Source organism: Mesorhizobium sp. ES1-4 (genome assembly GCF_020164745.1).
Classification (GTDB): Bacteria; Pseudomonadota; Alphaproteobacteria; order Rhizobiales; family Rhizobiaceae; genus Mesorhizobium.
In genome coordinates, this window is sequence record NZ_JAIUGV010000001.1 from 626,262 (window position 1) to 651,043 (window position 24,782).

At 62.6% G+C, this 24,782-nt stretch carries 23 protein-coding genes and 4 pseudogenes; 16 read left to right on the plus strand and 11 right to left on the minus strand.

Annotated features, from left to right (window positions below; translation table 11 throughout):
- Positions 1–275: 275 nt before the first annotated feature.
- From LB556_RS31985 to LB556_RS03230, 13 genes and pseudogenes are all read left to right on the plus strand, one after another.
- A pseudogene (locus LB556_RS31985) lies at positions 276–680 on the plus strand (ArdC-like ssDNA-binding domain-containing protein); the annotation flags it as partial.
- 6 nt (positions 681–686) lie between these two features.
- A pseudogene (gene traG / locus LB556_RS03175) lies at positions 687–2,405 on the plus strand (IncP-type conjugal transfer protein TraG); the annotation flags it as partial.
- Positions 2,406–2,686: 281 nt separating this feature from the next.
- Positions 2,687–3,703 carry a P-type conjugative transfer ATPase TrbB gene (gene trbB / locus LB556_RS03180; RefSeq protein WP_224563417.1) on the plus strand — a complete coding sequence of 339 codons (1,017 nt, stop codon included), beginning with the start codon at positions 2,687–2,689 and terminating at the stop codon, positions 3,701–3,703.
- A 35-nt stretch (positions 3,704–3,738) separates the two neighbouring features.
- Positions 3,739–4,032: a TrbC/VirB2 family protein gene (locus LB556_RS03185; protein WP_263485081.1), complete on the plus strand. Its 294-nt coding sequence runs from the start codon at positions 3,739–3,741 to the stop codon at positions 4,030–4,032.
- Positions 4,032–4,313, plus strand: a complete 282-nt coding sequence (locus tag LB556_RS03190) for a VirB3 family type IV secretion system protein (protein ID WP_224563422.1) — start codon at positions 4,032–4,034, stop codon at positions 4,311–4,313. The genes LB556_RS03185 and LB556_RS03190 overlap by 1 nt, the downstream gene beginning before the upstream one ends.
- 13 nt (positions 4,314–4,326) lie before the next feature.
- The gene (trbE, locus tag LB556_RS03195; RefSeq protein ID WP_224563433.1) at positions 4,327–6,765 is read left to right on the plus strand and encodes a conjugal transfer protein TrbE; all 2,439 of its coding nucleotides are present in this window, start codon (positions 4,327–4,329) and stop codon (positions 6,763–6,765) included.
- On the plus strand, positions 6,762–7,523 hold the full coding sequence (gene trbJ / locus LB556_RS03200) for a P-type conjugative transfer protein TrbJ (protein WP_224563443.1): 762 nt from the start codon (positions 6,762–6,764) through the stop codon (positions 7,521–7,523). Before trbE ends, trbJ begins: the two co-directional genes overlap by 4 nt.
- Positions 7,524–7,533: 10 nt before the next feature.
- On the plus strand, positions 7,534–7,935 hold the full coding sequence (trbK-alt, locus tag LB556_RS03205; RefSeq protein WP_224563445.1) for a putative entry exclusion protein TrbK-alt: 402 nt from the start codon (positions 7,534–7,536) through the stop codon (positions 7,933–7,935).
- A 1-nt stretch (position 7,936) separates the two neighbouring features.
- Positions 7,937–9,285, plus strand: a pseudogene (gene trbL, locus LB556_RS03210) (P-type conjugative transfer protein TrbL).
- Between the two features lie 2 nt (positions 9,286–9,287).
- Complete coding sequence (gene trbF, locus LB556_RS03215; protein ID WP_224563457.1) at positions 9,288–9,971, plus strand: conjugal transfer protein TrbF; 684 nt, start codon at positions 9,288–9,290, stop codon at positions 9,969–9,971.
- Positions 9,968–11,035 carry a P-type conjugative transfer protein TrbG gene (gene trbG / locus LB556_RS03220; protein WP_224563474.1) on the plus strand — a complete coding sequence of 356 codons (1,068 nt, stop codon included), beginning with the start codon at positions 9,968–9,970 and terminating at the stop codon, positions 11,033–11,035. The genes trbF and trbG overlap by 4 nt, the downstream gene beginning before the upstream one ends.
- A complete protein-coding gene (locus tag LB556_RS03225; protein ID WP_224563477.1) occupies positions 11,032–12,291 on the plus strand; it encodes a TrbI/VirB10 family protein in 1,260 nt (419 codons plus the stop codon). Before trbG ends, LB556_RS03225 begins: the two co-directional genes overlap by 4 nt.
- 1 nt (position 12,292) lies before the next feature.
- Positions 12,293–12,532, plus strand: a complete 240-nt coding sequence (locus LB556_RS03230) for a DUF2274 domain-containing protein (protein WP_224563480.1) — start codon at positions 12,293–12,295, stop codon at positions 12,530–12,532.
- On the opposite strand, the gene LB556_RS03235 is transcribed toward LB556_RS03230, so the two are convergent.
- The 11 genes from LB556_RS03235 to LB556_RS03285 all read right to left on the minus strand — a co-directional run bounded on the left by LB556_RS03235 (position 12,465) and on the right by LB556_RS03285 (position 23,391).
- Positions 12,465–13,424, minus strand: a complete 960-nt coding sequence (locus tag LB556_RS03235; RefSeq protein WP_224563483.1) for a LysR family transcriptional regulator — start codon at positions 13,422–13,424, stop codon at positions 12,465–12,467. The two genes, LB556_RS03230 and LB556_RS03235, sit on opposite strands and share 68 nt — an antisense overlap.
- A gap of 32 nt (positions 13,425–13,456) precedes the next feature.
- A complete protein-coding gene (locus LB556_RS03240; RefSeq protein ID WP_224563487.1) occupies positions 13,457–13,849 on the minus strand; it encodes a VOC family protein in 393 nt (130 codons plus the stop codon).
- 113 nt (positions 13,850–13,962) lie between these two features.
- A complete protein-coding gene (locus LB556_RS03245) occupies positions 13,963–14,961 on the minus strand; it encodes an oxidoreductase (RefSeq protein ID WP_224563510.1) in 999 nt (332 codons plus the stop codon).
- 120 nt (positions 14,962–15,081) lie between these two features.
- A complete protein-coding gene (locus LB556_RS03250) occupies positions 15,082–15,531 on the minus strand; it encodes a nuclear transport factor 2 family protein (protein WP_224563513.1) in 450 nt (149 codons plus the stop codon).
- Positions 15,532–15,567: 36 nt separating this feature from the next.
- Positions 15,568–17,010: a YncE family protein gene (locus LB556_RS03255; RefSeq protein ID WP_224563516.1), complete on the minus strand. Its 1,443-nt coding sequence runs from the start codon at positions 17,008–17,010 to the stop codon at positions 15,568–15,570.
- Positions 17,007–17,513 (minus strand): DUF305 domain-containing protein, encoded by a 507-nt coding sequence (locus LB556_RS03260; protein ID WP_411908556.1) that lies wholly within the window; start codon positions 17,511–17,513, stop codon positions 17,007–17,009. Before LB556_RS03260 ends, LB556_RS03255 begins: the two co-directional genes overlap by 4 nt.
- 72 nt (positions 17,514–17,585) lie before the next feature.
- Positions 17,586–19,040, minus strand: coding sequence for a catalase (locus LB556_RS03265; RefSeq protein WP_224563519.1), 1,455 nt, complete (start codon positions 19,038–19,040; stop codon positions 17,586–17,588).
- Positions 19,041–19,241: 201 nt separating this feature from the next.
- Positions 19,242–20,078 carry an alpha/beta fold hydrolase gene (locus tag LB556_RS03270; RefSeq protein WP_411908561.1) on the minus strand — a complete coding sequence of 279 codons (837 nt, stop codon included), beginning with the start codon at positions 20,076–20,078 and terminating at the stop codon, positions 19,242–19,244.
- A 727-nt stretch (positions 20,079–20,805) separates the two neighbouring features.
- A complete protein-coding gene (locus tag LB556_RS03275; protein ID WP_224563537.1) occupies positions 20,806–21,864 on the minus strand; it encodes a helix-turn-helix domain-containing protein in 1,059 nt (352 codons plus the stop codon).
- Between the two features lie 123 nt (positions 21,865–21,987).
- Complete coding sequence (locus tag LB556_RS03280; RefSeq protein ID WP_224563540.1) at positions 21,988–22,449, minus strand: nuclear transport factor 2 family protein; 462 nt, start codon at positions 22,447–22,449, stop codon at positions 21,988–21,990.
- Between the two features lie 48 nt (positions 22,450–22,497).
- Positions 22,498–23,391 carry an NmrA family NAD(P)-binding protein gene (locus LB556_RS03285; RefSeq protein WP_224563543.1) on the minus strand — a complete coding sequence of 298 codons (894 nt, stop codon included), beginning with the start codon at positions 23,389–23,391 and terminating at the stop codon, positions 22,498–22,500.
- Positions 23,392–23,506: 115 nt separating this feature from the next.
- Between LB556_RS03285 and LB556_RS03290 the strand changes: the two genes are divergently transcribed.
- The 3 genes and pseudogenes from LB556_RS03290 to LB556_RS03300 form a co-directional block, all read left to right on the plus strand.
- Positions 23,507–23,902, plus strand: coding sequence for a winged helix-turn-helix transcriptional regulator (locus tag LB556_RS03290; RefSeq protein WP_224563546.1), 396 nt, complete (start codon positions 23,507–23,509; stop codon positions 23,900–23,902).
- Positions 23,903–24,184: 282 nt separating this feature from the next.
- Positions 24,185–24,415 carry a helix-turn-helix transcriptional regulator gene (locus LB556_RS03295; protein WP_224563564.1) on the plus strand — a complete coding sequence of 77 codons (231 nt, stop codon included), beginning with the start codon at positions 24,185–24,187 and terminating at the stop codon, positions 24,413–24,415.
- 94 nt (positions 24,416–24,509) lie between these two features.
- Positions 24,510–24,683: pseudogene (locus tag LB556_RS03300) on the plus strand (JAB domain-containing protein); the annotation flags it as partial.
- Positions 24,684–24,782: the final 99 nt, after the last annotated feature.

A 24,782-nucleotide genomic window follows, 5' to 3' on the forward strand; every position in this document is an offset into this window, starting at 1 on the left:
CCTGAAGGGAAAGGCCTCAAAGGGCCACGTCGCCGAGCTGGCGCCAGCTCTGAATCCGGCCAATTGGGAGTCAACGCCTCGCTAATTGGAAATGATGAGGCCGCAATTTGGGGGCCGGAGGGGAAGCTTTCCCCTGCGGCCGAGCCAAGGTCTCGGCCGACCCTTTCTGCGGGGAGACCCCGCAACGCCCCCTGAGAGTGAGAGTGTGGACGGGTTTTCCGTGACGGGCTGAGGGCTGGAGAAGAGGTCTCCCGCGCCTGTCGCGGAGAACTGCGATGTTCAGGAAAGATGGCAACGCGCGAACGGGTCAGGACCGGGCGAGCCTTTATGACGAAATCACTGGCAAGATCATCGCCGAGCTGGAGGCCGGGCGAGTGCCCTGGGTCCAGCCCTGGGGGGCGGTCTCGACCAAGGCGCCGCTCGCCATGCCGAGCAACGGTGCAACCGGACGGCATTATTCGGGCATCAATGTTCTCATCCTTTGGGGCGCCGTCATCCAGAACGGCTTCCCCGGCCAAAGTTGGCTAACCTTCCGCCAGGCGCTGTCGCTCGGCGGCAATGTCCGCAAGGGCGAGCGCGGCACCACCGTCGTCTATGCCGACCGCTTCACCCCGGAGGACGAGAAACGCCGCGCCCGCGAGGCCGGCGAGGAAGCCGCCGCCATCCCGTTCCTCAAACGGTTCACGGTGTTTAACACCGCGCAATGCGATGGCCTGCCTGACGCCATCGCCACGATTGTCCCGCCACCTCCGCCCGGCCTGATCGAGCCGAAGGTCGAGGCGCTGATCCGGGCAACAGGCATCGAATTCCGCATCGGCGGCGATCGGGCCTTCTATGCCCCGGCGCTCGAATATGTGCAGGTTCCGCCGCCGCAGGCGTATTTCGAGCCGATCAACTGGCACCGGACGGCCCTGCACGAACTGGGTCATGCGAGTGGCGCAGCCCATCGGCTGAATCGCGACCTTTCCGGCTCGTTCGGCACCAAGAAATACGCGTTCGAGGAGCTAGTGGCCGAGATCAACGCCGCTTTCTGCTGCGCCTCGCTCGGCATCGTGCCGACCGTCCGCCATGCCGATTATATCGGTTCCTGGCTGGAGGTGCTGCGCGAGGACAATCGCGCCATCGTCCGCGCCGCCTCCCAAGCAAGCAAGGCGGCCGACTGGCTGCTCGGCTATCTGCGCCATGACGGGCCGGAGCATGTGCTGTGCTTCGCACCGACCCGCTCCGGCAAGGGCGTCGGCCTGGTGGTCCCCTCGCTGTTGACCTGGCCGGGTTCGGCGATCGTCCATGACATCAAGGGCGAAAACTGGACCCTCACCGCCGGCTTCCGCGCGAAGCATGGCCGGGTGCTGCTGTTCGATCCGACCAATGCGAAGTCGTCGGCCTACAATCCGCTACTCGAGGTGCGGCGTGGCGAATGGGAGGTGCGCGACGTGCAGAACATCGCCGACATCCTGGTCGATCCCGAAGGCTCGCTGGAGAAGCGGAACCACTGGGAGAAAACTAGCCACGCGCTGCTGGTCGGCGCGATCCTCCATGTCCTCTATGCCGAGGAGGACAAGACACTTGCCGGCGTCGCAGGTTTCCTCTCCGATCCGAAGCGACCGATCGAATCCACGCTCGCCGCGATGATGAAGACGGCGCACCTGGGCGATGCCGGGCCGCATCCCGTCATCGCCAGCGCAGCGCGCGAGTTGCTCAACAAATCCGACAACGAGCGGTCCGGCGTGCTGTCCACCGCCATGTCGTTCCTTGGTCTCTATCGTGATCCGGTCGTGGCAGAGGTGACGCGCCGTTGCGATTGGCGGATCACCGACATCGTGGGCAGCAAACATCCGACGACGCTGTACCTCGTCGTTCCGCCCTCCGACATCAATCGCACCAAGCCACTGATCCGCCTGATCCTCAATCAGGTCGGTCGCCGCTTGACCGAGGATCTCCAAGCCAAGGCCGATCGGCACCGCCTGTTGCTCATGTTGGATGAGTTTCCGGCGCTGGGGCGTCTCGACTTCTTCGAGTCGGCGTTGGCGTTCATGGCCGGCTACGGTCTCAAGAGCTTCCTGATCGCGCAGTCGCTCAATCAGATTGAGAAAGCCTATGGCGCGAACAACTCGATTCTCGACAACTGCCACGTCCGGGTGAGCTTCGCGACCAACGACGAACGCACCGCCAAGCGCGTCTCCGATGCCCTCGGCACCGCGACCGAGATGAAGGCGATGAAGAACTATGCCGGCCATCGGCTCTCGCCCTGGCTCGGGCATCTGATGGTCTCGCGATCCGAGACGGCGCGGCCGCTGCTGACGCCCGGTGAGGTGATGCAGCTTCCGCCGACCGAAGAAATCGTCATGGTCGCGGGCACGCCGCCGATCCGCGCGAAGAAGGCGCGCTACTATGAGGATAGGCGGCAGCCATCGCTCCCACGAGCGCCCGTCCACAAACGCGCCGTAGATCGTGTGAGGTGAAGCCGCAATGATGCGCGATGCCGAGTCGGTCCTGCGTCCCGTCGAAGTCTTGCTCATGGTCGCTCTCCAGTCTGTTCTTTAGCGTACCGTCCCGCCGTTCTCCTGTATTTGCACGCCACGATACTACGACGCTTCAAATCTATTGAAGCTGCCAAATATATGGCTCTTTTAATCATCCCCGTGCGGGGAAGGTCTGTGTCGACCCCGATGGAATCGGGGATCACATGCCGGCATCACATCATAATTCTGAAAGTCTCGCGCGCGGCGCACGCATGCTGCGCACGGCGCTCGGGCCTGCGATTGCCCGCTATCTCGACGACGCCAGCATCGTCGAGGTGATGCTCAATCCCGACGGGCGTCTCTGGATCGACCGCCTGTCCGAGGGATTGTCCGATACGGGCGAGCGTCTGTCAGCTGCCGATGGCGAGCGCATCGTCCGCCTGGTCGCCCATCATGTCGGCGCCGAGGTTCACGCCGGCGCTCCGCGCGTCTCCGCCGAGTTGCCCGAAACGGGAGAGCGGTTCGAGGGATTGCTGCCGCCTGTGGTCGCGGCTCCGGCCTTTGCGATCCGCAAGCCCGCCGTCGCGGTGTTCACGCTGGACGACTATGTCGCGACCGGGATCATGTCGGCGGCGCAAGCCGAGACGCTGCGCCAGGGCGTCGCCGCGCGCGCCAACATCCTCGTCGCGGGCGGCACGTCCACCGGCAAGACGACGCTGACCAACGCATTGCTCGCCGAAGTCGCGAAGACCGCCGATCGCGTCGTCATCATCGAGGACACGCGCGAGCTGCAATGCGCCGCGCCGAACCTCGTGGCGATGCGCACGAAAGATGGCGTCGCCTCGCTCTCCGATCTCGTGCGCTCCTCGCTGCGCTTGCGCCCTGACCGTATTCCTATCGGAGAGGTGCGCGGCGCGGAAGCCCTCGACCTCCTGAAAGCCTGGGGCACCGGCCATCCCGGCGGCGTCGGCACGATCCACGCTGGAACCGCGATCGGCGCGCTGCGCCGGATGGAGCAGCTCATTCAGGAAGCCGTCGTCACGGTCCCGCGCGCGCTGATCGCTGAGACGATCGACATCGTTGCCGTCCTCTCCGGCCGCGGCTCCGCGCGCCGCCTCTCCGAACTCGCACGCGTCGAGGGCCTGGACGCCACCGGCGATTACCGCGTCGCGCCCGCCGTCATTGAGGGCGCCGACGGCCCGACCTTGCTCACCCAAAGCCCTGAAGGAGAAGACCTGTGATCCAACGCCTGCGCCTCGCGCGCCGTCATCTCGCCATGACTGTTTCCGTCGCCATGCTGTCGGTGGTCATGGCCGCGCCCGCTCACGCCTCCGGCTCGTCCATGCCGTGGGAACAGCCGCTCCAGCAGATCCTCCAGTCGATCGAAGGTCCGGTCTCCAAGATCATCGCGGTGATCATCATCATAGTCACGGGTCTGACGCTGGCGTTCGGCGATACCTCTGGCGGTTTCCGCCGGCTCATCCAGATCGTGTTCGGCCTCTCGATCGCCTTCGCCGCGTCGAGCTTCTTCCTGTCGTTCTTCTCTTTCGGCGGCGGAGCGCTGGTCTGATGACGGGCGGCGTCGATCAGAGCGGCGAAGTGCCGGGCTACACCGTTCCCGTTCACCGGGCGCTGACCGAGCCAATCCTGCTCGGCGGCGCCCCACGCGCGATCGCCATCATGAACGGGACGCTCGCCGGCGCTGTCGGCCTTGGTCTGCGCCTCTGGCTCGTCGGCCTCGCCATCTGGGCGATCGGCCACGTCGCGGCTGTCTGGGCCGCCAAGCGCGACCCGCTGTTCGTCGACGTCGTGCGCCGCCATCTGCGCGTCCCGGCGCATCTCACTGTCTGATCAAGGACACGCCATGATGAACCTCGCCGAATATCGCAACCGCAATAGCCGGCTCGCCGACTTCCTGCCCTGGGTCGCCCTGGTCGGCACTGGAATCGTGCTGAACAAGGACGGCAGTTTCCAGCGCACCGCGCGTTTTCGCGGCCCCGATCTCGATAGCGCCGTTCCGGCCGAGCTGGTCGCCGTCGCCGGACGCCTCAACAACGCCTTCCGTCGCCTCGGCTCCGGCTGGGCGATTTTCGTGGAAGCGCAGCGTCACGCCTCGAACCGCTATCCCGACAGCCGGTTTCCTGACGCGGCCTCCGCGCTGGTCGATGCCGAGCGCAAGGCGGGCTTTGAGGAGGCCGGCGCGCATTTCGAGTCGAGCTATTTCCTGACCTTCACCTATCTGCCACCCGCAGAGGACGCCGCCCGCGCAGAAAGCTGGCTCTACGAAGGACGCGAAAAGAAAGGCATCAACCCGCAGGAAGCCCTGACCGGCTTCGCGGATCGCACCGATCGCATTCTCCGCCTGATCGAAGCCTTCATGCCGGAATGCCATTGGCTCGATGATGCCGAAACGCTGACCTATCTGCACGGTTGCGTCTCGACCAAGCGCCACCGCGTCCGCGTCCCCGAGACGCCGATCTACCTCGACGCATTGCTCGCCGATCAGCCGCTGACCGGCGGCCTAGAACCGCGACTCGGGGCATCGCATCTGCGCGTCCTCACGATCACCGGCTTCCCGACTGCGACGACGCCCGGTCTGCTCGATGAGCTGAACCGGCTGGCCTTTCCCTATCGCTGGTCGACGCGCGCGATCCTGCTCGACAAAACGGACGCGACGAGGCTGCTGACGAAAATCAGACGGCAATGGTTCGCCAAGCGCAAGTCGATCGCCGCCATCCTCAAAGAAGTCATGACCAACGAGGCGTCGGTCCTCGTGGACACCGATGCAGCGAACAAGGCCGCCGACGCCGATCTCGCCCTTCAGGAACTCGGCGCCGACTATGCCGGCATGGCCTACGTCACCGCGACGGTGACGGTGTGGGACAGCGATCCTCGCGTTGCCGACGAGAAGCTGCGGCTGGTCGAGAAGGTCATCCAGGGCCGCGACTTCACCGCGATGGCCGAAAGCATCAACGCGGTGGATGCGTGGCTCGGATCATTGCCCGGCCATGTTTACGCCAACGTCCGCCAGTCGCCGATCTCCACGCTCAATCTCGCCCACATGATCCCGCTCTCCGCGGTGTGGGCGGGGCCGGAACGGGACGAGCATTTTGCAGCGCCCCCACTGCTCTTCGGCAAGACCGAAGGCTCGACCCCGTTCCGGCTTTCGCTTCATGTCGGCGACGTCGGCCACACGCTGATCGTCGGCCCGACCGGCGCGGGCAAGTCCGTCCTGCTGGCGCTGATGGCGCTCCAGTTCCGACGCTATGCGGGCTCTCAGGTCTTCGCCTTCGACTTCGGCGGCTCGATCCGCGCAGCCGCGCTGGCCATGGGCGGAGACTGGCACGATCTCGGCGGCGATCTCAGCGATGGCGCGATCGATAGCGTCAGCCTCCAACCGCTCGCCCGCATCCATAATGTCCCCGAGCGCGCCTGGGCGGCAGACTGGATCGTCGCGATCCTGATGCGCGAGGGCGTCCCGATCACGCCGGAGGTAAAAGAGCATCTCTGGACGGCACTGACCTCGCTGACGTCAGCGCCGATCGAGGAACGCACCATCACCGGCCTCGTCGTGCTGCTCCAGTCGAACGACTTGAAGCAGGCGCTCAGGCCCTATTGCGTCGGCGGCCCCTATGGCCGGCTGCTCGACGCCGAGCGCGAATATCTCGGCTCGGCGATGGTCCAGGCGTTCGAGACCGAAGGTTTGATCGGCACCGGCGCGGCACCGGCCGTCCTCGCCTATCTCTTTCATCGCATCGAGGACCGGCTCGACGGCTCGCCGACCCTCCTCATCATCGACGAGGGCTGGCTGGCGCTGGATGACGACGGTTTCGCCGGCCAGCTCCGCGAATGGCTGAAAACGCTGCGCAAGAAGAACGCCAGCGTCATCTTCGCCACGCAGTCGCTGTCGGACATCGATGGCTCGGCCATCGCGCCCGCCATCATCGAGAGCTGTCAGACCCGGCTTCTCCTGCCGAACGAGCGCGCGATCGAACCGCAGATCACCGCGATCTATCGGCGCTTCGGCCTCAACGATCGCCAGATCGAGATCATCGCGCGGGCCATGCCCAAGCGCGACTACTATTGCCAGTCCCGGCGCGGCAACCGGCTGTTCGAGCTGGGCCTTTCCGACGTGGCGCTCGCTCTGTGCGCCACGTCGTCGAAGACCGACCAGGCCGCCATCGCCCGCGTCGTCGCCGAACACGGCCGCGATGGCTTCCTCGCCGCCTGGCTCAACCACCGCGAGATCGGCTGGGCAGCGGATCTCGTTCCCAACCTCACCAACAAGGAGAATAACCTATGAAACTGCGCCATTCCCGCGCAGCGCGTTTCGCTGCCGCGCTGCTGACCGCCCCCGTCGCGCTCGCGCCCATGCTGGCGACGCCCGCTCACGCCATCATCGTGTTCGATCCCTCGAACTATGCGCAGAACGTGCTGACGGCGGCGCGTTCGCTCCAGCAGATCACCAACCAGATCACTTCGCTTCAGAACGAAGCGCAGATGCTGATCAACCAGGCACGCAACCTGACAAGCCTGCCGTACTCCGCGCTCCAGCAGTTGCAGCAGTCGGTCCAGAAGACGCAGCAGCTCCTCAGCCAGGCGCAGAACATCGCCTACGACGTCCAGAAGATCGACCAGATGTTCCAGCAGAAATATGGGAACGTTTCGATGTCGGCGACCGACCAGCAGCTCGTCACCGACGCCCGCTCTCGCTGGCAGAACACGGTGGGCGGCCTGCAGGACGCCATGCGCGTGCAGGCCGGTGTCGTCGGCAACATCGACACCAACCGTGCGCAGATGTCGGCGCTGGTCGGCCAGAGCCAAGGCGCGACCGGGGCGCTCCAGGCGACACAGGCCGGCAACCAGCTTCTGGCGCTTCAGGCTCAGCAGCTCGCCGATCTCACCGCCGTCGTCGCGGCCAACGGCCGGGCACAAGCACTGCAATCGGCCGAACAGGCTGCTGCCGCCGAGCAGGGTCGCGAACAACGCCGCCGCTTCCTGACGCCGGGCGTGGGCTATCAGCCCGGCAACGCCCGGATGTTCCCGAACAGCGGCAACTGAGGCCCGTGCGATGGACGGCAAGACCCTCGCTCGCATCGGCGCCATCGTCTTCGTCGCGGTCGCCATCACGGCGACCGCGATCGAGATGAACCGCAAGGACGATCGGCCGGAAGCATTTACGGGGCAGATCCGTCCCGTCGCGACGCAAGATCCGCTGGCGGCCGAGCTGCTTCGCTGTTCCGAGATCGGCGAGGTCGGCCCGCGTGATCCCTCGTGCCTGAGAGCATGGGCGGAGAACCGGCGCCGCTTCCTCGGGCACCCGGACCAGTCGTCATCGCAGGCCCCGGTTTCGTCGCCGTCGATGTTTCCGAATGCTCCGGCCTCGGCCGACCCCATCCGCAAGGAAAGCGCGCCAGCGGATCTGACCGGCCCCACGATGCAGGCCGAGCCTGCTCGGCCGGAGGTGCGCTGACATGGGCGGCACCGGCGTCATCGACCATTTCCTCGAAGTCTTCACGCGATACATCGACGGCGGCTTCGGCCTGCTCGGCGGCGAGGTCGGCTTCATCGCCACCACCTTGATCGTCATCGACGTGACGCTCGCCGCGCTGTTCTGGTCGTGGGGCGCTGACGACGACATCATGGCGCGCTTGGTCAAGAAGACGCTGTTCGTCGGTGTCTTCGCCTACCTGATCTCCAACTGGAATAATCTCGCCCGCATCATCTTCGAGAGTTTTGCGGGACTCGGCTTGAAGGCGTCCGGCACTGGCTTTGCCCTCAGTGATCTCATGCGCCCCGGCAAGGTGGCGCAAACCGGGCTCGACGCAGGTCGTCCGTTGCTCGACTCGATCTCAAGCCTGATGGGCTACTGGTCGTTCTTCGAGAACTTCATCCAGATCGCCTGCATGTTCTTCGCCTGGGCGCTGGTGTTGCTGGCGTTCTTCGTCCTCGCCATCCAGCTCTTCGTCACGCTCATCGTTTCAAGCTGGCGACGCTCGCCGGCTTCGTGCTGATCCCGTTCGGCCTGTTCGGCAAGTCAGCCTTCATGGCCGAGCGCGTGCTGGGCAACGTCATTTCCTCGGGCATCAAGGTGCTCGTTCTCGCCGTCATCATCGGCATCGGCTCGACGTTGTTCTCCGAATTCACCTCCGGCTTCGGCGGCGCCAAGCCGTCGGTCGACGACGCGATGGCGATTGTCCTCGCCGCGCTGTCATTGCTTGGCCTCGGCATCTTCGGACCCGGCATCGCCAACGGTCTCGTCTCCGGTGGACCGCAGCTCGGCGCCGGCGCGGCAGTGGGCACCGGCCTGGCTGCTGGCGGTATGGTCGCGGCCGGCGCCGCGACGGTCGGCGCGGTCGCGTCCGGTGGCGCTGCCCTTGCTGGCGGTGCCGCTGCCGTCGCGCGCGGCGGGGCCGCGCTCGCGGGCGGTGCATCGACAGCTTACAGCCTTGGCGCCGCTGGCCAGTCAGGCGCTTCGGGCGTTGCTTCTGGTCTCGGCAATGTCGCGAGCACCGGCGCGAAGGCCGCGGTCTCGCCGCTGAAACGCGCCGCCACACGCGCGGCCGATAGCCTCAAATCCAGCTATGACGCCGGCTCACGCGCCGCGACCGAAATCTCCGGCGGCGCATCCAGCGATGGCGGGGCGACAGAGTCCGCGGCTGCGGCCACTTCGGCTCCTGAGGCCGCTGGCCCGCCCGCTTGGGCCAAGCGCATGAAGCGCTCGCAGCAGATGTCCCATGGTCTCTCAGCCGCCGCGCACGCCGTGCGCAGCGGCGACAGCCATGGCGGCGGCTCCTCCGTCAACCTTTCCGAAAGCGACTGACCATGTTCAAACGACCATCCACCCACTACGGCAAATCCCCACCGCCCGCGACGCCTTATCAGCGCGCGAGCCAGGTCTGGGACGAGCGCATCGGCTCCGCGCGCGTGCAAGCCCGGAACTGGCGGTACATGGCATTCGGTTCGTTGGGGCTTGCCGCCGGCCTCTCCGCCGCACTTGTCTGGCAGTCGGCCAACGGTTCGATCGTGCCATGGGTGGTGCAGGTTGATCGACTCGGACAGGCGCAGGCGATCGCGCCGGCGACCGCCGACTATCAGCCGAACGATCCGCAGCTCGCCTTCTACCTGGCGCGGTTCATCGAGCAGGTCAGGAGCATCCCGGCCGATCCGATCATCGTGCGGCAGAACTGGCTGCGCGCCTATGACTTCACGACGCAGGGCGGCGCGCTCGCGCTCAATGACTATGCCCGCGCCAACGACCCGTTCGCCAAGGTCGGCAAGCAGCAAATAGCGATCGAGGTGTCGTCGGTGATCCGCGCCTCGCCAACCAGCTTCCGCATCGCGTGGGTCGAGCGCCGTTATCAGGACGGCTCACTCGCCTCCACCGAACGCTGGTCCGCGATCATGACCGTTGTCGTGCAGCCCCCGCGCGACGCCGACACGCTGCGCAAGAACCCGCTTGGAATCTACATCAACGCCATCAACTGGTCGAAGGAGCTTGGACAATGACGCCCGCACTCCGCAAAGCCACCCCCTGGAGTGCAGGGCGCCCGGCTTTCCTCATCCACGTAATGCCGGCTTTCCGTAGATCCGCGTTGCCGGCAATCCTGCTCGCCGGTTCGGTCCTGGCAGGGTGCGCCACGCACACGCCGCCGCCGGAGATCTCCTATGATAATGCAGCTCCGGCCGTGCAGACGACTGATCCGCCGGCACCCGTCAGGGTGGTGGAACTGCCGAAGCCGCTGCCGCTTCCGGGACAGTTGAAGCCGGTCGGCAAGGATGGCAAGTCCGAGCCGGAACCGGCCGATCCCGCAGCAAGGGTCAACCTGGCCAATGCCGCCGCGCGCATCCAGCCGGTTCGCAACGGCTTCATCAACTCGATGCAGGTCTATCCGTTCGTCGATGGCGCGCTCTATCAGGTCTATGCCTCGCCGGGGCAAATCACCGACATCGAGCTCCAGCCGGGCGAGCAGCTCGTCGGCTCCGGCCCAGTCGCCGCCGGCGACACCGTGCGCTGGGTCATCGGCGATACCGAGAGCGGCACGGGTGCGGCCAAGCAGATCCATATCCTCGTGAAGCCGACGCGCCCCGATCTGATGACCAATCTCGTCATCAACACCGACCGGCGCACCTACCACATGGAGCTGCGCTCGACGCCATCCACCTACATGGCGTCGGTGTCGTGGCAATATCCGCAGGACCAGCTCATCGCGCTGCGCCGTCAGAACAGCCAAGCCGAGGCTGCCCAGCCGGTTGCCAACGGCATCGATCTCGCCCGCGTGAACTTCCGCTACGAAGTAACAGGCGACCGCGCGCCGTGGCGGCCGCTACGCGCCTTCGATGACGACAAGCAGGTGTTCATCGAATTTCCGCGCGGCATCGGCCAGGGCGAGATGCCGCCCCTGTTCGTCGTCGGCCCCGAAGGCGACACATCCGAGTTGGTGAATTATCGTGTCCGCGGCAATTACATGATCGTCGATCGGTTGTTCGCCGCCGCCGAGCTGCGCTTCGGGTCGGGCAAGAATCAGAAGCGCGTCCGCATCTCCCGCACCGATGGGAGGCCGGCAACGTGAACGACGAACTCGATCCCGAAAAGGGAGAAGGTCGGGGACCGGCGAACGCGGTTCAGCCTCCGGCTCCGGCTGAGGACGACGCCCAGCCGCTCATCGGCGAGCCGGCCGCGACCATGCGGCTGCGCGCGGAGCCGCCACGCGTGACGCGCCTTTCGCGCAAGGTGCTGGCCGGATTGGGGCTGGCCGCGAGCCTCGGCGTCGGCAGCGCGCTGATCTATGCGCTTCAGACCCATCAACGCGGCCAGGGCGAGGAGCTGTATTCGACAGATAATCGCTCGACGCCGGACGGCCTCGCCGGTCTACCGAAAGACTATTCCGGGGTTCCAAAGCTCGGCCCGCCGCTCCCCGGCGATCTCGGCCGCCCGATCCTAAATGCGCAGAATGGCGGCTCGGTGCCCCCCATGGGCACGCCGGTCGGTGCTCCTGCCGGGCCAAGCCCGGAAGAACAGCGTCGGGCGCAGGAGCTGGAGGCGGCGCGGACCGCACGCCTGTTTGCCTCAACGGAAACGCGGCCTGCGGGCAACGCAACCACGGCCCAGCCGGCAACAAACGTCGCACCGCAACCGGATCTCGCAAACCTTGGCCTCGCCCCACAGCCGGCGACGCCATCGGCGGAGGATCGTCAACTCGCGTTCCTCAACCAGACACCCGACAAGCGCACCGTGTCTCCGGATCGCGTGGCGGCGCCAGCGTCAAGGAACGTCCTCCAGGCCGGCGCCGTCATCGCGGCCGCCTTGATCACCGGCATCCGGTCGGACCTCCCCGGGCAGATCACCGCACAGGTGACTGAGAATATCTATGACAGCCCAACCGGCCATGTTCTCCTGATCCCGCAAGGGACGCGTGTGATCGGGCAATACGACAATGGCGTGGGGTTCGGTCAGCGCAGGATGCTGCTGGTCTGGAACCGGCTGATCTTCCCGAACGGACGTTCCATCGTGCTGGAGCGCCAGCCTGGTGCGGACGCCGAAGGCTATGCTGGTCTTGAGGATGGCGTCGATTATCACTGGGGCGAGCTGTTCAAGGCTGCCGCGCTCTCCACGATCCTGAGCATCGGCGCGGAAGCCGGCTCATCGGGCCAGGACAGCGATATCGTGCGTGCGCTGCGCCAGGGCGCATCGAACAGCGTCAGCCAGACAGGTCAGCAGATCGTCCAGCGCCAGCTCAACATCGCGCCAACACTGACGATCCGGCCGGGATTCCCTGTGCGCGTCATTGTCACCCGCGATCTCGTCCTCGAACCCTACGGAGGCTGATATGGCCAAGTTGAAACTCGGGCCGATCGTCGACGATAAGCCAGTCAAGGTTACGGTGGAGCTGCCAGCAGGCCTCCACCGCGATCTCGTCGCCTATGCGGAGATCCTTGGTCGCGAGGCGGGAAAGCCATTGGCCGATCCGGTCCGCCTGATCGTCCCTATGTTGGAGCGGTTTATAGCCACGGATCGGGGATTTGCAGCAGCGAGGAAGACAAAAGGATCGCTGAAGTCACCTGAATGATCGCCGCGGCAGCCGACCGCGACATCGAACGTGCAAGACTCAAGAGGCGGCGCCAGGCGGGGTTGTCATTCCGTGGCGACCACACCGCACAGAATGGCAGAACCTCGTCGGCAATCGGCCGATAGACGATCCCTGGAAACTGAGCTGCCGTCCCGGCCTCGCTCATGACGGTCACGCCTCTCCCAATCGCCACGAGCGACAGCAGATTGTCTCGCCCGATGTATTGCGTATGGATTTCCGGGTGCCGCCCGAGATCAGCGAGACGCTGAACTAAATAGTCGTGAATCTCCGGACCTGGCGCTCCATCACTAACGATGAACCGCTCGCCTACGAGGTCATGCCAGTCGAGTTCCGTTTTTCCGCAGAGGGGGTGCTCAGAGGGAAGAACGACAAACACGCGCTCCGACCAGAGCTGCTCGATCTCGCAGTCGAGCCACTGCGATGTCCCGGTGATAAACGCAACGTCGAGGCGCAATTGTCGAATGGCCGAAACATGATCCGCCGGATCGCCGTCTTTCAGCTCGATTAGAACCTGCGCATGGGCTTTGTCATAGGCACGCAGCAAATCTGACAGAAAGCCCGATGCGAGCGAGGAGAATATCCCGATCTTGATCCGCCCGTCTTCAGACCGCCCGATCGTGGCGACATCCTTCGCGCCGTACTCAATCTGCCGTAGAGCCTTTCGCGCGTGTCGCACGAAGCGCTTCCCGGCCAGCGTGAGAAAGACGCCGCCATTGTGCCGCTGAAATAGCGAGGCTCCTAAGCGATCCTCGAGATCCCGGATACGCCGACTGATCGCCGATTCTTGAACGCCGATTGCCGCAGCCGCCTTACGGAAACTGCCGTACTCCGACGCGGCCAGGAAATAGCGAAGTTGACGAACCTCGATCATGCTCGCCCCATCGGCGCTCCGCGCTATCTGAGTTATTTGATCCGGCCGGTCTTGTTCACGACCTCGATGTCGTGACCATCCGGGTCTAGAACCCATGTTGCGTAATAGTCAGCGCCATACTGAAGCTGGGCCGCTGGCGGCACCTTCATACGGCCACCGGCGGCCATCGCCGCTTGATAGAACTTGTTGACGACATCCTGGCTCTCAGCAGCTATCCCGACATGAATAGCTTCCGGATCAGCCCGACCTTGCTTGAGCCAGAAGAAGTGATTTCCATTTCTTTTGCTGAACCCAACCAGATGTGGATGGTCATCCGATCCGGGGTAATCGATGACTTCCGTCACCCCAAATGGAATCAGAGCCTTCTCATAGAAGACAACAGACCGTTGCATGTCGTTAACAGTCAATATCACGTGGTCAATCACAACTACTTCTCCTTTACGATGGTTACCTACGATCAGAGATTTCAGAGAATTGTTTGCCGACCCATGGCAATTGGATTTGCACCGACGCGCCCAAAGTGCACTCGTCGGTCAGATCACTTTGCGCTCCTTGGGAGGCCGAGAAGCTTTTCGCTGAGATCCCAGAGCTGCTCCGCGGCATCTGGGTCGATAGCGTGGCGCGAGACGCCGAACTGCTGGCTTGAGTCATCGAGGTTCGGAGTAGCGCCTTCCTCCAACAGCGCCGCGATGTCGCAGTTCTCGCAATAGACGCCGCCCCTTCCGTCTAGTTGAGGGCTGGTCGCGCACCAGATACTGGTCGCGGCTCCCTGTTCGACGGACTTGATATTTTTTGAGGGGTCGTGGATCAGCTCGCCTCTTTCCCCGATCACACCGGCTGCCCGCTGTTCAGCGACGGAGACATGTTTTTGGAGACCGGTACCAGGAATACTTCCCGGATGGACCGCGAAAGCTCGCACACCATGCGGCTCGCCCAATTCATTCAGCGCGAGCGCGAACAGAATGTTGGCCGTCTTCGACTGCCCGTATGCTGTCCAGGGATGATAGTCCCGGCGCTCAAAATTGGGATCAGCGAACACCACGGGGGACAAATGGTGCCCCCAGGACGATACCGAGACGACTCGCGCGCCTTTCGCTTTGATGAGCGCCGGCCACAGGCGGACGGCGAGCTGAAAATGGCCCAGATGATTGGTCGCGAATTGAGACTCGTAGCCTCGCGCATCCCGGGTCAGCGGGTTCGCCATGATGCCCGCACTGTTGACCAGAATATGTAGCGGTTGACCGAGGCTCTGGAATCGCTCGGCGAAGGCGTCGATCGACTTTGGATCGAGCAGATCCATCGGCTCGATCTCGACATCGATCCCAGCCAGCGCCGATGCCGACCGCTCGACATCGCGCGCGGGGACAATGACCCTGGCTCCCGCCGCTCGCAGCTCGCGCACGGTTTCCCTGCCAAGACCGGAATAACCGCCTGTGACGATCGCGGTTTTACCCGCAAGGTCGATGCCCTTGATGACCTCGGCGGCGGTGGACGCGGAATTGAAACCGGAGCCGATGGGACTTTGAGGTGTAGGCATGGCGTATCTCCAGATCTAGTTGGCCGGAACTCGTCTCGGCTGCCGCGCGGCGTCGGCGTTCGGTGGATGCCGGCATGTTGAGACGCGCACCAAAGCGGCGTCCGGAAGCCTCCGCAGCCGTTACCGAGACGCAGCTCGGACCCCTGTGCCGGTCTCCGCAGTGAAGGCCGCCAGGGAATCCATGTAGTCCCGCCAATGTACGATCTTGCGGTCTTTGACGGTCACGACCGAGATGAACCGGTTATCGTAAGCCTTCCCGGTCAGGAGCTTCTTCCCATGCACCTCGTACTCAATAATGAGCACGCCTGGCTCCTGCGAACGATGTACGACGAGCGCATCACCACTGTGCAGGACGGTCGTGTCCCCGTATCCTGAATAGAGCGCTTCTAGCGCGGCGCGGCCGACGATCTTGGTAGGGAAGTCTGGGAATACATATCGAAACTCGAATACCGCGTCGTCGGCAATTGTTTCGAAGTAGTGATCGCCGTCCACCACGCCGGCCAGCCCTTGCATGACAACGTCGAAGAAGGGGTCCAGCGCAAAGTACGACGCATATTTTGAATTAGACATAAGTCATCTCCTTGGACTTGAGCGCAGGCGATGGTTTCAGTGCGATTGAATCTGTACGGGAGCACCGATCTTGTCCGGATGCCCAGGCGCGATCACGAGGTAGCGCTGCACCGCGGCGTTCGCATTGCTCACGAGCTGGCGGATCGGCCCATTAGCGTTGACGATCGCACCACCCGCCGGATTGGTCATGAAGGCCGCCAACGGCTGGAGGGACCCGCTTCCATCTGCCGCGTTCGAAAGCGCGAGCACATAAGGCGATTTCGGCTCAAGGCCCGTTACGGCGGCCTGCAACACCTGCACGAGCCCCTGATCGAACAAACTTACGCTCGTAGCCGGCACCGCTCCGGGAGCGCCCATCGATAGGTGGGTCGTTTCGCCGGCTAGGCCGAGCGGCTGGAGGTTCTCCTGCCCTTTTCCGGGCTCGGCGGCGCCGGGGACGTATGTGACCGCTTGCGGCGCCTGTCCGATAGGAATCGTCTCGACAACGCGGTTCTCTAGCGTGTCGATCGCATCCATGGCGTCCTGATTCTCGAGACCGACATACACGCGAGTGCCGTCGCCGGATGGCCAGATTCCGTGGGGAAGCTTGCCGACTGGAATGGTTGCGACCTTCTCGAAGTCGCTTCGACGAAAGGCCAGAACCTCGTTGAGACCACCCACCGTCACGTAAGCGAACTTGCCCTTCGCGTTGTCCGCGAAATTGACGTGGTTCGTTATCGGCCCGGTGTCGAGGATCTTGATCGTATTGAAGGGCGGCCGCGCGTTGATCACGACGGTCTTGCCGACGTCCTTGAGCGTGTACCAGACTTGCTCGCCATCGGGGCTGGCCGCAATGTTTGGACAGAACGGACTCGGCTGCGGAACCCGCCCGACTTCGCCATGCGTCTTGACATCGAACACGACCAGTTCGGGGGTGAACGAGGAGCAGACGTAGCCATATTTGCCGTCCGGTGAGAAAATCGTCATGCCGGGACCATTGGGCGTCTGGATACGGCCAGTCTCCTTGAAGGTCTGGCCGTTCAAAACTGCTACGTAGTTCTCGCCGCGCACCGTCACCCAGACTTCTTTGCCGTCAGGAGTGAAGAAGGCCTCGTGCGGCGAGCGGCCAACATAAGTGGTGGCCTTCACAGCGTTTGTCTTCGTGTCGATGAAGGTTACGGAGTTCGACCCAATCGACACGACCGCGATCGTGCGCCTGTCGGGAGAGAAACCCATGCCATGCACAAGCACCTGGCCGCGATAGAGCGGGCTGAAATTGCTCGGCTGTGGATCTCCGAGGCGAATGACACCCAGCAACTCGTTCGAGGCCGGGTCGATGACTGACACGGTGTTGGAGAATTGCTCTGCCGCGTACACGCGATCGGCGTGGCTCACTGGGATGTTTGGTGCCGACGTCTCAAAGGGCGCTTGTCCGGCTTGAGCGGCTGCAGCCAGGCATGAAACGCCAAACGCGGCAGCCAATATTTCTAGGGACTTCATTTCGGCATATCCTTCATGGTGTGGTCGGCGGGGCTTGTTGGCGCGTCCGTTGCAGCGGGGTCGCCGGATTCAGTGGGGGCGGAGACCGAGGGTGGCAGAGGCTGCCCCAACGCCAGCCTCATGGCGGCGATCTCCTGCTGCTGATCGACGATGATCTCTTGCGCGATCCGGCGGAGCTGTTCATTGCGCCCAAAGCGCAATTGCAACACCGCCATGTCGATTGCGCCCTGATGGTGAGGGATCATCATCGCCGCGAAGTCTACGTCGACGTCTCCGGTCGGCTTCACAGCCATCCCGGTCATCATCTTGTCCATAGCCCGCTGGTTTTCCGTGAGGAACGGGCGCTCGCTCTCAGCGGCGTCCGTTCCCCCGGCGGAGCAAATGCTTGTGCCTGTCGGGACCGCGCTCCCGCTGTCTTTGCCGGTCGCGGCATAAGAGGCTGCCGCCGCGACAAGGATTCCGCCAACACATAAAGCTAACTTGCGAGACGAGAGCGCGAACATCCTGATCCTCGATTTCTGTTGGGACGCTGTGGAAATCAGCCCGACGACCGTCCGCCGAAGCACTACTGCTGGCTAGGCCGCCCCTACAGCTTGCTTTACTTTCGCGGCCGTATCGGGATCGATGTTGTTCCAGTACCAGAGGAAGCGCTCTCGAATTTCTTCGACTCGGAGCTGCCGGTACTGGCCAACCAGCGTCTGAACGAGGCGCGCCCGCTGCGCGTCATTGTAGACGTCTCGGACAAGCACACCGGCTTGGCTGAAGTCATCGTCGTCCGCTCGCTTGGTGTAGGCTGAGCGGACCAAGTCGCCATCGGCGCTCCATCCGCCGGTCTCCCCAGCCTGCATGGGATCGGCCTTGGGACCTCCAAATGAATTCGGTGCGTACACCGGAACCTTGCCGGGCTTGAAATAGTGACGCAGGTGGCCGTCCTTGGTGTAGCAGTGTACGTCGTTGTGGGGGCGATTGACGGGAAGCTCGTTATAGTTCGAGCCGATGCGATAGCGGTGCGCGTCCGCGTATGCGAAGACACGCGCAAGCAGCATCCTGTCCGGGCTCACGTCGACGCCGGGCACCAAGTTCGATGGCTCGAACGCCGCTTGCTCGATCTCCGCGAAGTAGTTCTCCGGATTGCTGTCGAGGACAAACTCGCCAACCCTGATCAGGGGATAATCGGAGTGCGGCCAAGTCTTCGTAAGATCGAACGGATTGATCCGATAGGTCTTAGCCTCCTCATATGGCATTACCTGAACGGATACCGTCCATTTTGGAAATTCGCCGCGTTCGATCGCCTCGAACAGGTCGCGGGTGTGGTAGTCTGTGTCCCGTGCGGTAATTGCCGCAGCCTCATCATTCGTCAGATTTTGCAGGCCTTGCTGGCTGTGGAAATGATACTTGATCCAGAATCGCTCGCCCGCGGCGTTTATCCATTGATAGGTGTGCGACCCGTAGCCGTTCATCTTGCGCCAGCTCTCAGGCAAGCCGCGATCACCCATGAGATAGGCCACCTGGTGGGCGCTTTCGGGCGAGAGTGTCCAGAAGTCCCACTGCATCTCCGCGTCACGAAGATTCCTATCCGGCAGCCGCTTTTGCGATCGGATAAAATCGGGAAACTTGATCCCGTCGCGAATGAAGAACACGGGTGTGTCGTTACCTACGATGTCGTAGTTGCCTTCGGACGTATAGAATTTCAGCGCGAAGCCCCGGAGATCCCGCCAGGTATCCGGCGATCCGATTTCGCCCGCCACCGTCGAAAACCGCGCTAGCATCTCGGTCTTGGCGCCCGGCTGAAAAAGCGCAGCACGAGTATATGCACTGACGTCCTCGGTGACCGTGAGCATCCCGAAAGCTCCGCCGCCCTTTGCATGAACGACGCGCTCCGGAACGCGCTCGCGATTGAACTGCGCAAGCTTCTCAACAAGGTAGACGTCATGCAAAACTACCGGGCCATTCGGCCCGACCGTTCGCGAATACTCGTCAGAGGCTACCGCGGCTCCGGCCGTTGTGGTTGTGAAGTTCTTGCCGGTCATGATCACACTCCTTGGCGAGGGCAGCCGCTCACATTGCGCAAGGCTCAGCGGAGCCGTGCGATGCGCGGGCAAGGTTGTCAGGTTGGGATTCTGCGCTAGGAGCGCCACAGTCGGTCAGGATGCGAGGCCGCCTCCGACGGATCAGGCTGAGCCTGAATTGATCAATGCGTCTTCACGCCCAGCGCTTTGATCCGCGATCCCCTAGCTCTTTATGAAGGCCAGAAGATCCGGATTGATCACGTCCGCGTGCGTTGTGAGCATCCCGTGCGGATAGCCTGGGTAGATCTTGAGCCTGCTGTTCTTGACCAACTTGGCCTGTAGCTCTGCCGCGTCCTTATAGGGAACGACCTGGTCATCGTCGCCCTGAATGACCAGCGTTGGCACCGTGATCGCATTCAGGTCGTCCGTCTGGTCTGTCTCCGAGAACGCCTTGATGCCCTCATAGTGCGCGTTCGCGGCGCCCATCATGCCCTGACGCCACCAGTTGTCGATCACGCCCTGAGAGACCTTCGTACCCGGACGATTGAAGCCGTAGAACGGACCTGATGCCACATCGAGGAAGAATTGCGCCCGGTTTGCCGCCAGTGCTGCGCGAAAGCCGTCAAAGACCTCAATCGGCGTGCCCTCGGGGTTCTTCTCGGTCTTGAGCATCAGCGGCGGTACGGCGCTGACCAGCACAGCTTTTGCGACGCGGCCCTGTGGCTGACCATATTTGGCGACATAGCGGGCCACTTCGCCGCCGCCAGTCGAATGGCCGATATGCACTGCGTTCTTCAGGTTGAGATGCTCGGCCACCGCTGACGCGTCGGCCGCATAGTGGTCCATATCGTGACCTTCACCGACCTGAGACGAACGGCCGTGCCCGCGACGATCATGCGCGACGACGCGGAAGCCTTGAGCAAGGAAAAACAGCATCTGCGCGTCCCAGTCATCCGAGCTTAGCGGCCAACCGTGATGGAAGACGATTGGCTGAGCACTCTTCGGCCCCCAATCCTTGAAGAAGATCTCGACCCCGTCTTTGGTCGTGACGAATGACATGGTGTTGGCTCCTGCGTGCTTAGTTGATTTGGGGGACGTCGGCGCAGCCGTCGGGGTGGCGGCGAAGACAGGCGAGGATACAGCGGATACGGCGGATGCAGCGATCACACCGGCTGCGCCGATCAGCACGTCTCGACGAGACGCAGAAGAATTCGATGCATGCGAATTGGTCGACATGGTTCTCTCAATGAAAGAGTGTGCGGCTGGCTTAATTCACATAAGTGAAATGAAGGATCTACGCTGCCTTCACCTCGTTCATTGGCAATCCAGCCTTTCGCCAACTCGGCTGGTGCTGCAATGGACAGCCGTTAATTTAGAGGGACCAGCCAAACCAACAAGCTGACGACTTCGCTCACCTTCCGATTCCGAGGGGACAGATTCGCTCACCAGCCAAACGAGGGCACCCGCGGCCTGAGCCACTCGGGAGCCTCTTCAATAGTCTGCTGGTCCGCGCTGCCGAAACTCGGTTCGAGCTAGGTGTGCGAGGTGGCGAACCCGCCTCGCTGGCCCTCGATATGTGGGGGCCCGTTTAGAAGGTTGCCGATACTCGGAAGCTTGGGAACTGCACGCCGAATCTGGATGTCTACGCCAGGAGTGCGCTCCGGGGACCGGCAAATCTGGGCGCGAGATGGCAAACGCGCGGCTTGATATTACTTGTCACGTTGGAAACGGGCCAACCGCGCGGACACACCCGTGCTTGCCCTGCTTCGGCGCTCCTCCGCCCACTTCAGCGGCCAATGCGGGTCGCGATATCCTTAATTCTGGCTAGAATCTCCGGCTCGAATGTCTGGAGGGCCGCAGCGACACTATTCGCTCTCAGTTGATCGGGCGTCATGCCGGTCGCCCCTTTGATGAACCGACGATAGCTGCGCACATCCGCATACCCGAGGTCGGCCGCAATTGAACTGACACTGCGGCTTTCATCAGCGAGCAGATTCAGGCTGGCTTCCACGAGCGTCTCCTCGCGGAATCGACGAAAATTGCCTCCGGCTAGACTATTTCTCCGGCGAAAGGTCGCTGGGCTAATGCCAAGCTCGTCGCACAAGGCCATCGTGTTGAGGCGTCGGATCGTGACGTCGCTCTCCGTTACGAGTGCGCCCGTTCCTCCATCCAACGCTATTCGATGCTGAAGGACCGACCACCCGATATCATCGGTTGGTTGGCCCTGACGCGCTTCACGCAGCAGGGAAACCGGAAAGTGGAGTGCCGCCTGACTGCCAACATGGATGGGCGCCGACATCGACCAGTGACGCGCGCCAAGGACATGGCCGCGGTTGCGCGTCGTCACCGCCGTGGCGGGGAAGCGACGGCCAAGAAAGTAGCTCAGCCCGCCAAACAGCGTGTTCAAGTAAATATCTTCGATAACAGCTGCGTTGTCTCCGCCGAACACCTCATCGCAACTGACCTGGAGCTGAGCTTCGATTCCGTCCGTATACAGGCCGATCGCAATCGGCAGCCCCATTGCATGAAAGTGAGTGAGGCTGCCGATTGCGCGCTCGAGCGTCTCGCATGCCATCATTATCCGCAGCATGAGAATGAGCTGTGAGGGCGGATAAGGACGTCGACCGTATCCACTGAAATGGTCATCTGTCTCGACCATTGCATTCATCGCAACTAGAACGATCTGCCCGATCGAGATCAAAGGCCGGGCGTCCGGGTCAACGTAGCTCCGCTTGAACAATTCCTCTCTTGAGAGCCCGCGCATTACGGCTCCATCGGAATGGGAATATGCCTCGGAAATAGGTACGAAAGCAGTTTGACTGCCGCCTGAAGATTTCAACGCCACGGTTATCCTCCGACATCATTCCCTTCGGATTCAGTCTAAGCGTTTGCCGAGGTGAACTCGAAAGCCGCCGAAGCACGAGGCCATCAGTATAACCCAATGCCTCGCAAATACGTACCTTACTTCTTACTTGGCTTTTGCCGTCAGCGCGTTCCAGGCAGCGTGCGAGTCCATATAATCTCTCCAGCGCGCGATCTTGCGGTTTTCAAGTTCGATAATCGAGCAAAACCGATTTTCATACTTGGCGCCCGTCGAAAGAATCGTCCCGTGGATGTCATACTCGACGACGACGACTCGGCCGTTGGCGGCCTTGTTGACGAACAATTCGTCTGCAGAGCGCAGCCGGATGCTGCCGACATACCCTTCGAACTGATCCATCAGTTCCGTGCGCCCGCGCACCACACGAGGCCACCCCAGGTCGTAACGCACTTCGTAGGCGATATCGTCGGCTACGATGTCAAAGAAGTGCTCGCCGTCAACGAGGTCACCCAGCGCCTTACGGATCAGCGCAAAGTATGGCTCTGCGCCGGCATAGGTAGAATATTTGTTATGGGGCACTTTCGTTTCTCCATAGATTTCGGATTTCATAAGAGGTTTCGGCGCGGCGGCGCAACGCCGCGCCGGATGCGCGTTCGGTCAGGCAACCGGTTGAAGAGCCCAAGCGGCTGCATGTCGCTCGGCGAAGTCCCGAAAGCTGGTCGCTGGCCGGCCCGTGACCTTCTCGACGTCACCGTTGGGCCGTGCGCCGTTGCCAGAAATGATCGTCCCGGTCAGCCAGTGTAGCATCACGGCGTAGTCGGCGGGGACAAAGCCCGCATCGACCGCACCGTTAATCCATGCGTTCGGATCGATGTCAGTGTGGACCACACGCCGACCGATGACGCCGCTAACGATCTCGGCGACTTCAGCCACCGTAAGCGCCTGGGGGCCTGTCGGCGCGTACTGCGCTCCAGCGTGGGCGTCGGGATTGACTAGGGTCTCGACCGCGACCGCAGCGATATCCTGGGCATCGACAAAGGCTTCATTCTTGCCGCCTGTCGGCACCATGAACGCGTCGCCGATAAGTGGCAGATGCTGGTCACTGAAATTTTGCATGACCCATGCGGGGCGGAGAATCGAGTGGGTAAAGGCGCTGCGCTGGCCGAGTTCGAGTTCGACCGCGCGGATGTCGACCTCTTCGGGCGATCGGTCGCTGCCGTAGGCGCTGAGATACGTCACGTGGCGGATGCCGGAGGCCTCCGCAAGATTAAGGAATTCCGCGACCTGGTGGATGAACTTGGTCCGCATGACGGGGGTGACCAGGTACACGCGGTCCACACCATCCAACGCAGGAGCATAGGTGCTCACGTCATCCCAGTCGAACTTAACGTCCGCACCGCTGCGTGACGCCGTCCGCGCACGCAATCCGCGATCGGCGAGGCCTTTCGCGATGAGCGCTCCGGTTCGTCCAGTTCCGCCCAGCACGAGGACTGTTGGCAGTCGCGCACCGGTAGTTTCAGGCTTTTGGGTAGTGTCGTTCTGGTTTGGCATCTTGAGCCTCCTTGCTCTCATAGGGTTGCTTACTGAATGAGAGCAACATATATATGAGAAGCTAATTCCCGAAAAGAAGGCACTTTCACTTCAGTCACTAACACCGAGGTAAGCTATGAAGAAAACCCCCAAACCCGGCCTCCTCGATCCGTCGGCGATCTGCAGAAGTTCGGACCCGATGGCGGTGCGAGAGCTGCTCACCAAGATCGGCGACAAATGGACGATCTTCGTGATTCTCTCGCTGGACCTCCTAGGCGGGCGGGCGCGTTTCTCCGAGCTTGAGCGGTCCATCCCAGGAATCTCGCAGCGAATGCTGTCGACCACCCTGAAAAACCTCGAGCGCGATGGACTCGTCATCCGGGAGCTGTTTCCCGAAGTGCCGCCACGCGTGGAATACGAGATCACCGATCTGGGAAAGAGCCTGCTGCGCCCAACGCAGGGCCTAGTCGACTGGGCGAAGGACAATTGGGAGCAGGTTAGGCAGGCGCAGTCCAGATATGACGTGCGATAACCCCGAACGTCGCCGGAGATGTGGCGGGCTCCACAGGTTCGCGTTCACTCTTTCCGATTTCTAACCGGGAGCAGCCGTGCCCCCTACGCCGACCGATAGGGCCTTCCCCCCAACGCGCATCATGCTGCATCTATGTTCATGCAACAGCGTGAGCGACCGGACGTCGGCGAGCCCAGAGATGATGGTGGGTGACGACAGAATTCCACGAGCCGTCTTTCTGCGCTGGACCCTGACCCACGTTTGGCACAGCGGCGCCGATCCCTCGCCGCAAAAGGAGGAAGTATGGCGCACGGCAAATTTCTCACCGCTGAGGAAGTGGCGGAGCGTTACCGTGGTGGCGTTTCCGTTGGAACGCTCCGTAACTGGCGCGCAATGAAGATCGGCCCATCATTCGTGAAAATCGGCAAGGCCGTCCTCTATCCCATCGATGAGCTTGAGGCTTGGGACGAAAAGAATAGAGTGCAATGCCGTGCCTCAAGGCGATTGACTGAGCATGGAAGTGATCAGCCGTGACGATCACGAACAATCATTTAGTACATACCCCACTCCGCGGCACTAGTCTTGACGAAATCGCCAAAAAAATAAGTGATATCAATTGCTTGCTCAAGCACCTTGCATGGTCCACAACCATCCTTCCGGAGACCCGACGCCTTCGCGCGCCGATATCGAGATGACGAAAGAAATCATCGAAGCGGCCAAGCGGCTGGGTATCGCCGTGCACGACCACATCATCATCGGGCGAAAAGGCTATTCCAGCATGAAGGGCCTGCTGCTGATCTGAGCAAGGCGGGTTGTGAATCGCGCACCGCCGCTTGGAGCAGTTCCTGGCCGATCTTCTGAAACTGCGCAGGAGGAATAGCCGCCAGCGGAAGCCGCCCGG

What these genes read in the sequence shown, in the direction of transcription:
- trbB (WP_224563417.1), top strand. Translation starts at nt 2,687, where the DNA reads ATGCCGGCATCACATCATAATTCTGAAAGTCTCGCGCGCGGCGCACGC.
- LB556_RS03185 (WP_263485081.1), top strand. Translation starts at nt 3,739, where the DNA reads ATGACTGTTTCCGTCGCCATGCTGTCGGTGGTCATGGCCGCGCCCGCT.
- LB556_RS03190 (WP_224563422.1), top strand. Translation starts at nt 4,032, where the DNA reads ATGACGGGCGGCGTCGATCAGAGCGGCGAAGTGCCGGGCTACACCGTT.
- trbE (WP_224563433.1), top strand. Translation starts at nt 4,327, where the DNA reads ATGATGAACCTCGCCGAATATCGCAACCGCAATAGCCGGCTCGCCGAC.
- trbJ (WP_224563443.1), top strand. Translation starts at nt 6,762, where the DNA reads ATGAAACTGCGCCATTCCCGCGCAGCGCGTTTCGCTGCCGCGCTGCTG.
- trbK-alt (WP_224563445.1), top strand. Translation starts at nt 7,534, where the DNA reads ATGGACGGCAAGACCCTCGCTCGCATCGGCGCCATCGTCTTCGTCGCG.
- trbF (WP_224563457.1), top strand. Translation starts at nt 9,288, where the DNA reads ATGTTCAAACGACCATCCACCCACTACGGCAAATCCCCACCGCCCGCG.
- trbG (WP_224563474.1), top strand. Translation starts at nt 9,968, where the DNA reads ATGACGCCCGCACTCCGCAAAGCCACCCCCTGGAGTGCAGGGCGCCCG.
- LB556_RS03230 (WP_224563480.1), top strand. Translation starts at nt 12,293, where the DNA reads ATGGCCAAGTTGAAACTCGGGCCGATCGTCGACGATAAGCCAGTCAAG.
- LB556_RS03235 (WP_224563483.1), bottom strand. Translation starts at nt 13,424, where the DNA reads ATGATCGAGGTTCGTCAACTTCGCTATTTCCTGGCCGCGTCGGAGTAC.
- LB556_RS03245 (WP_224563510.1), bottom strand. Translation starts at nt 14,961, where the DNA reads ATGCCTACACCTCAAAGTCCCATCGGCTCCGGTTTCAATTCCGCGTCC.
- LB556_RS03250 (WP_224563513.1), bottom strand. Translation starts at nt 15,531, where the DNA reads ATGTCTAATTCAAAATATGCGTCGTACTTTGCGCTGGACCCCTTCTTC.
- LB556_RS03255 (WP_224563516.1), bottom strand. Translation starts at nt 17,010, where the DNA reads ATGAAGTCCCTAGAAATATTGGCTGCCGCGTTTGGCGTTTCATGCCTG.
- LB556_RS03260 (WP_411908556.1), bottom strand. Translation starts at nt 17,513, where the DNA reads ATGTTCGCGCTCTCGTCTCGCAAGTTAGCTTTATGTGTTGGCGGAATC.
- LB556_RS03265 (WP_224563519.1), bottom strand. Translation starts at nt 19,040, where the DNA reads ATGACCGGCAAGAACTTCACAACCACAACGGCCGGAGCCGCGGTAGCC.
- LB556_RS03270 (WP_411908561.1), bottom strand. Translation starts at nt 20,078, where the DNA reads ATGTCATTCGTCACGACCAAAGACGGGGTCGAGATCTTCTTCAAGGAT.
- LB556_RS03280 (WP_224563540.1), bottom strand. Translation starts at nt 22,449, where the DNA reads ATGAAATCCGAAATCTATGGAGAAACGAAAGTGCCCCATAACAAATAT.
- LB556_RS03285 (WP_224563543.1), bottom strand. Translation starts at nt 23,391, where the DNA reads ATGCCAAACCAGAACGACACTACCCAAAAGCCTGAAACTACCGGTGCG.
- LB556_RS03290 (WP_224563546.1), top strand. Translation starts at nt 23,507, where the DNA reads ATGAAGAAAACCCCCAAACCCGGCCTCCTCGATCCGTCGGCGATCTGC.
- LB556_RS03295 (WP_224563564.1), top strand. Translation starts at nt 24,185, where the DNA reads ATGGCGCACGGCAAATTTCTCACCGCTGAGGAAGTGGCGGAGCGTTAC.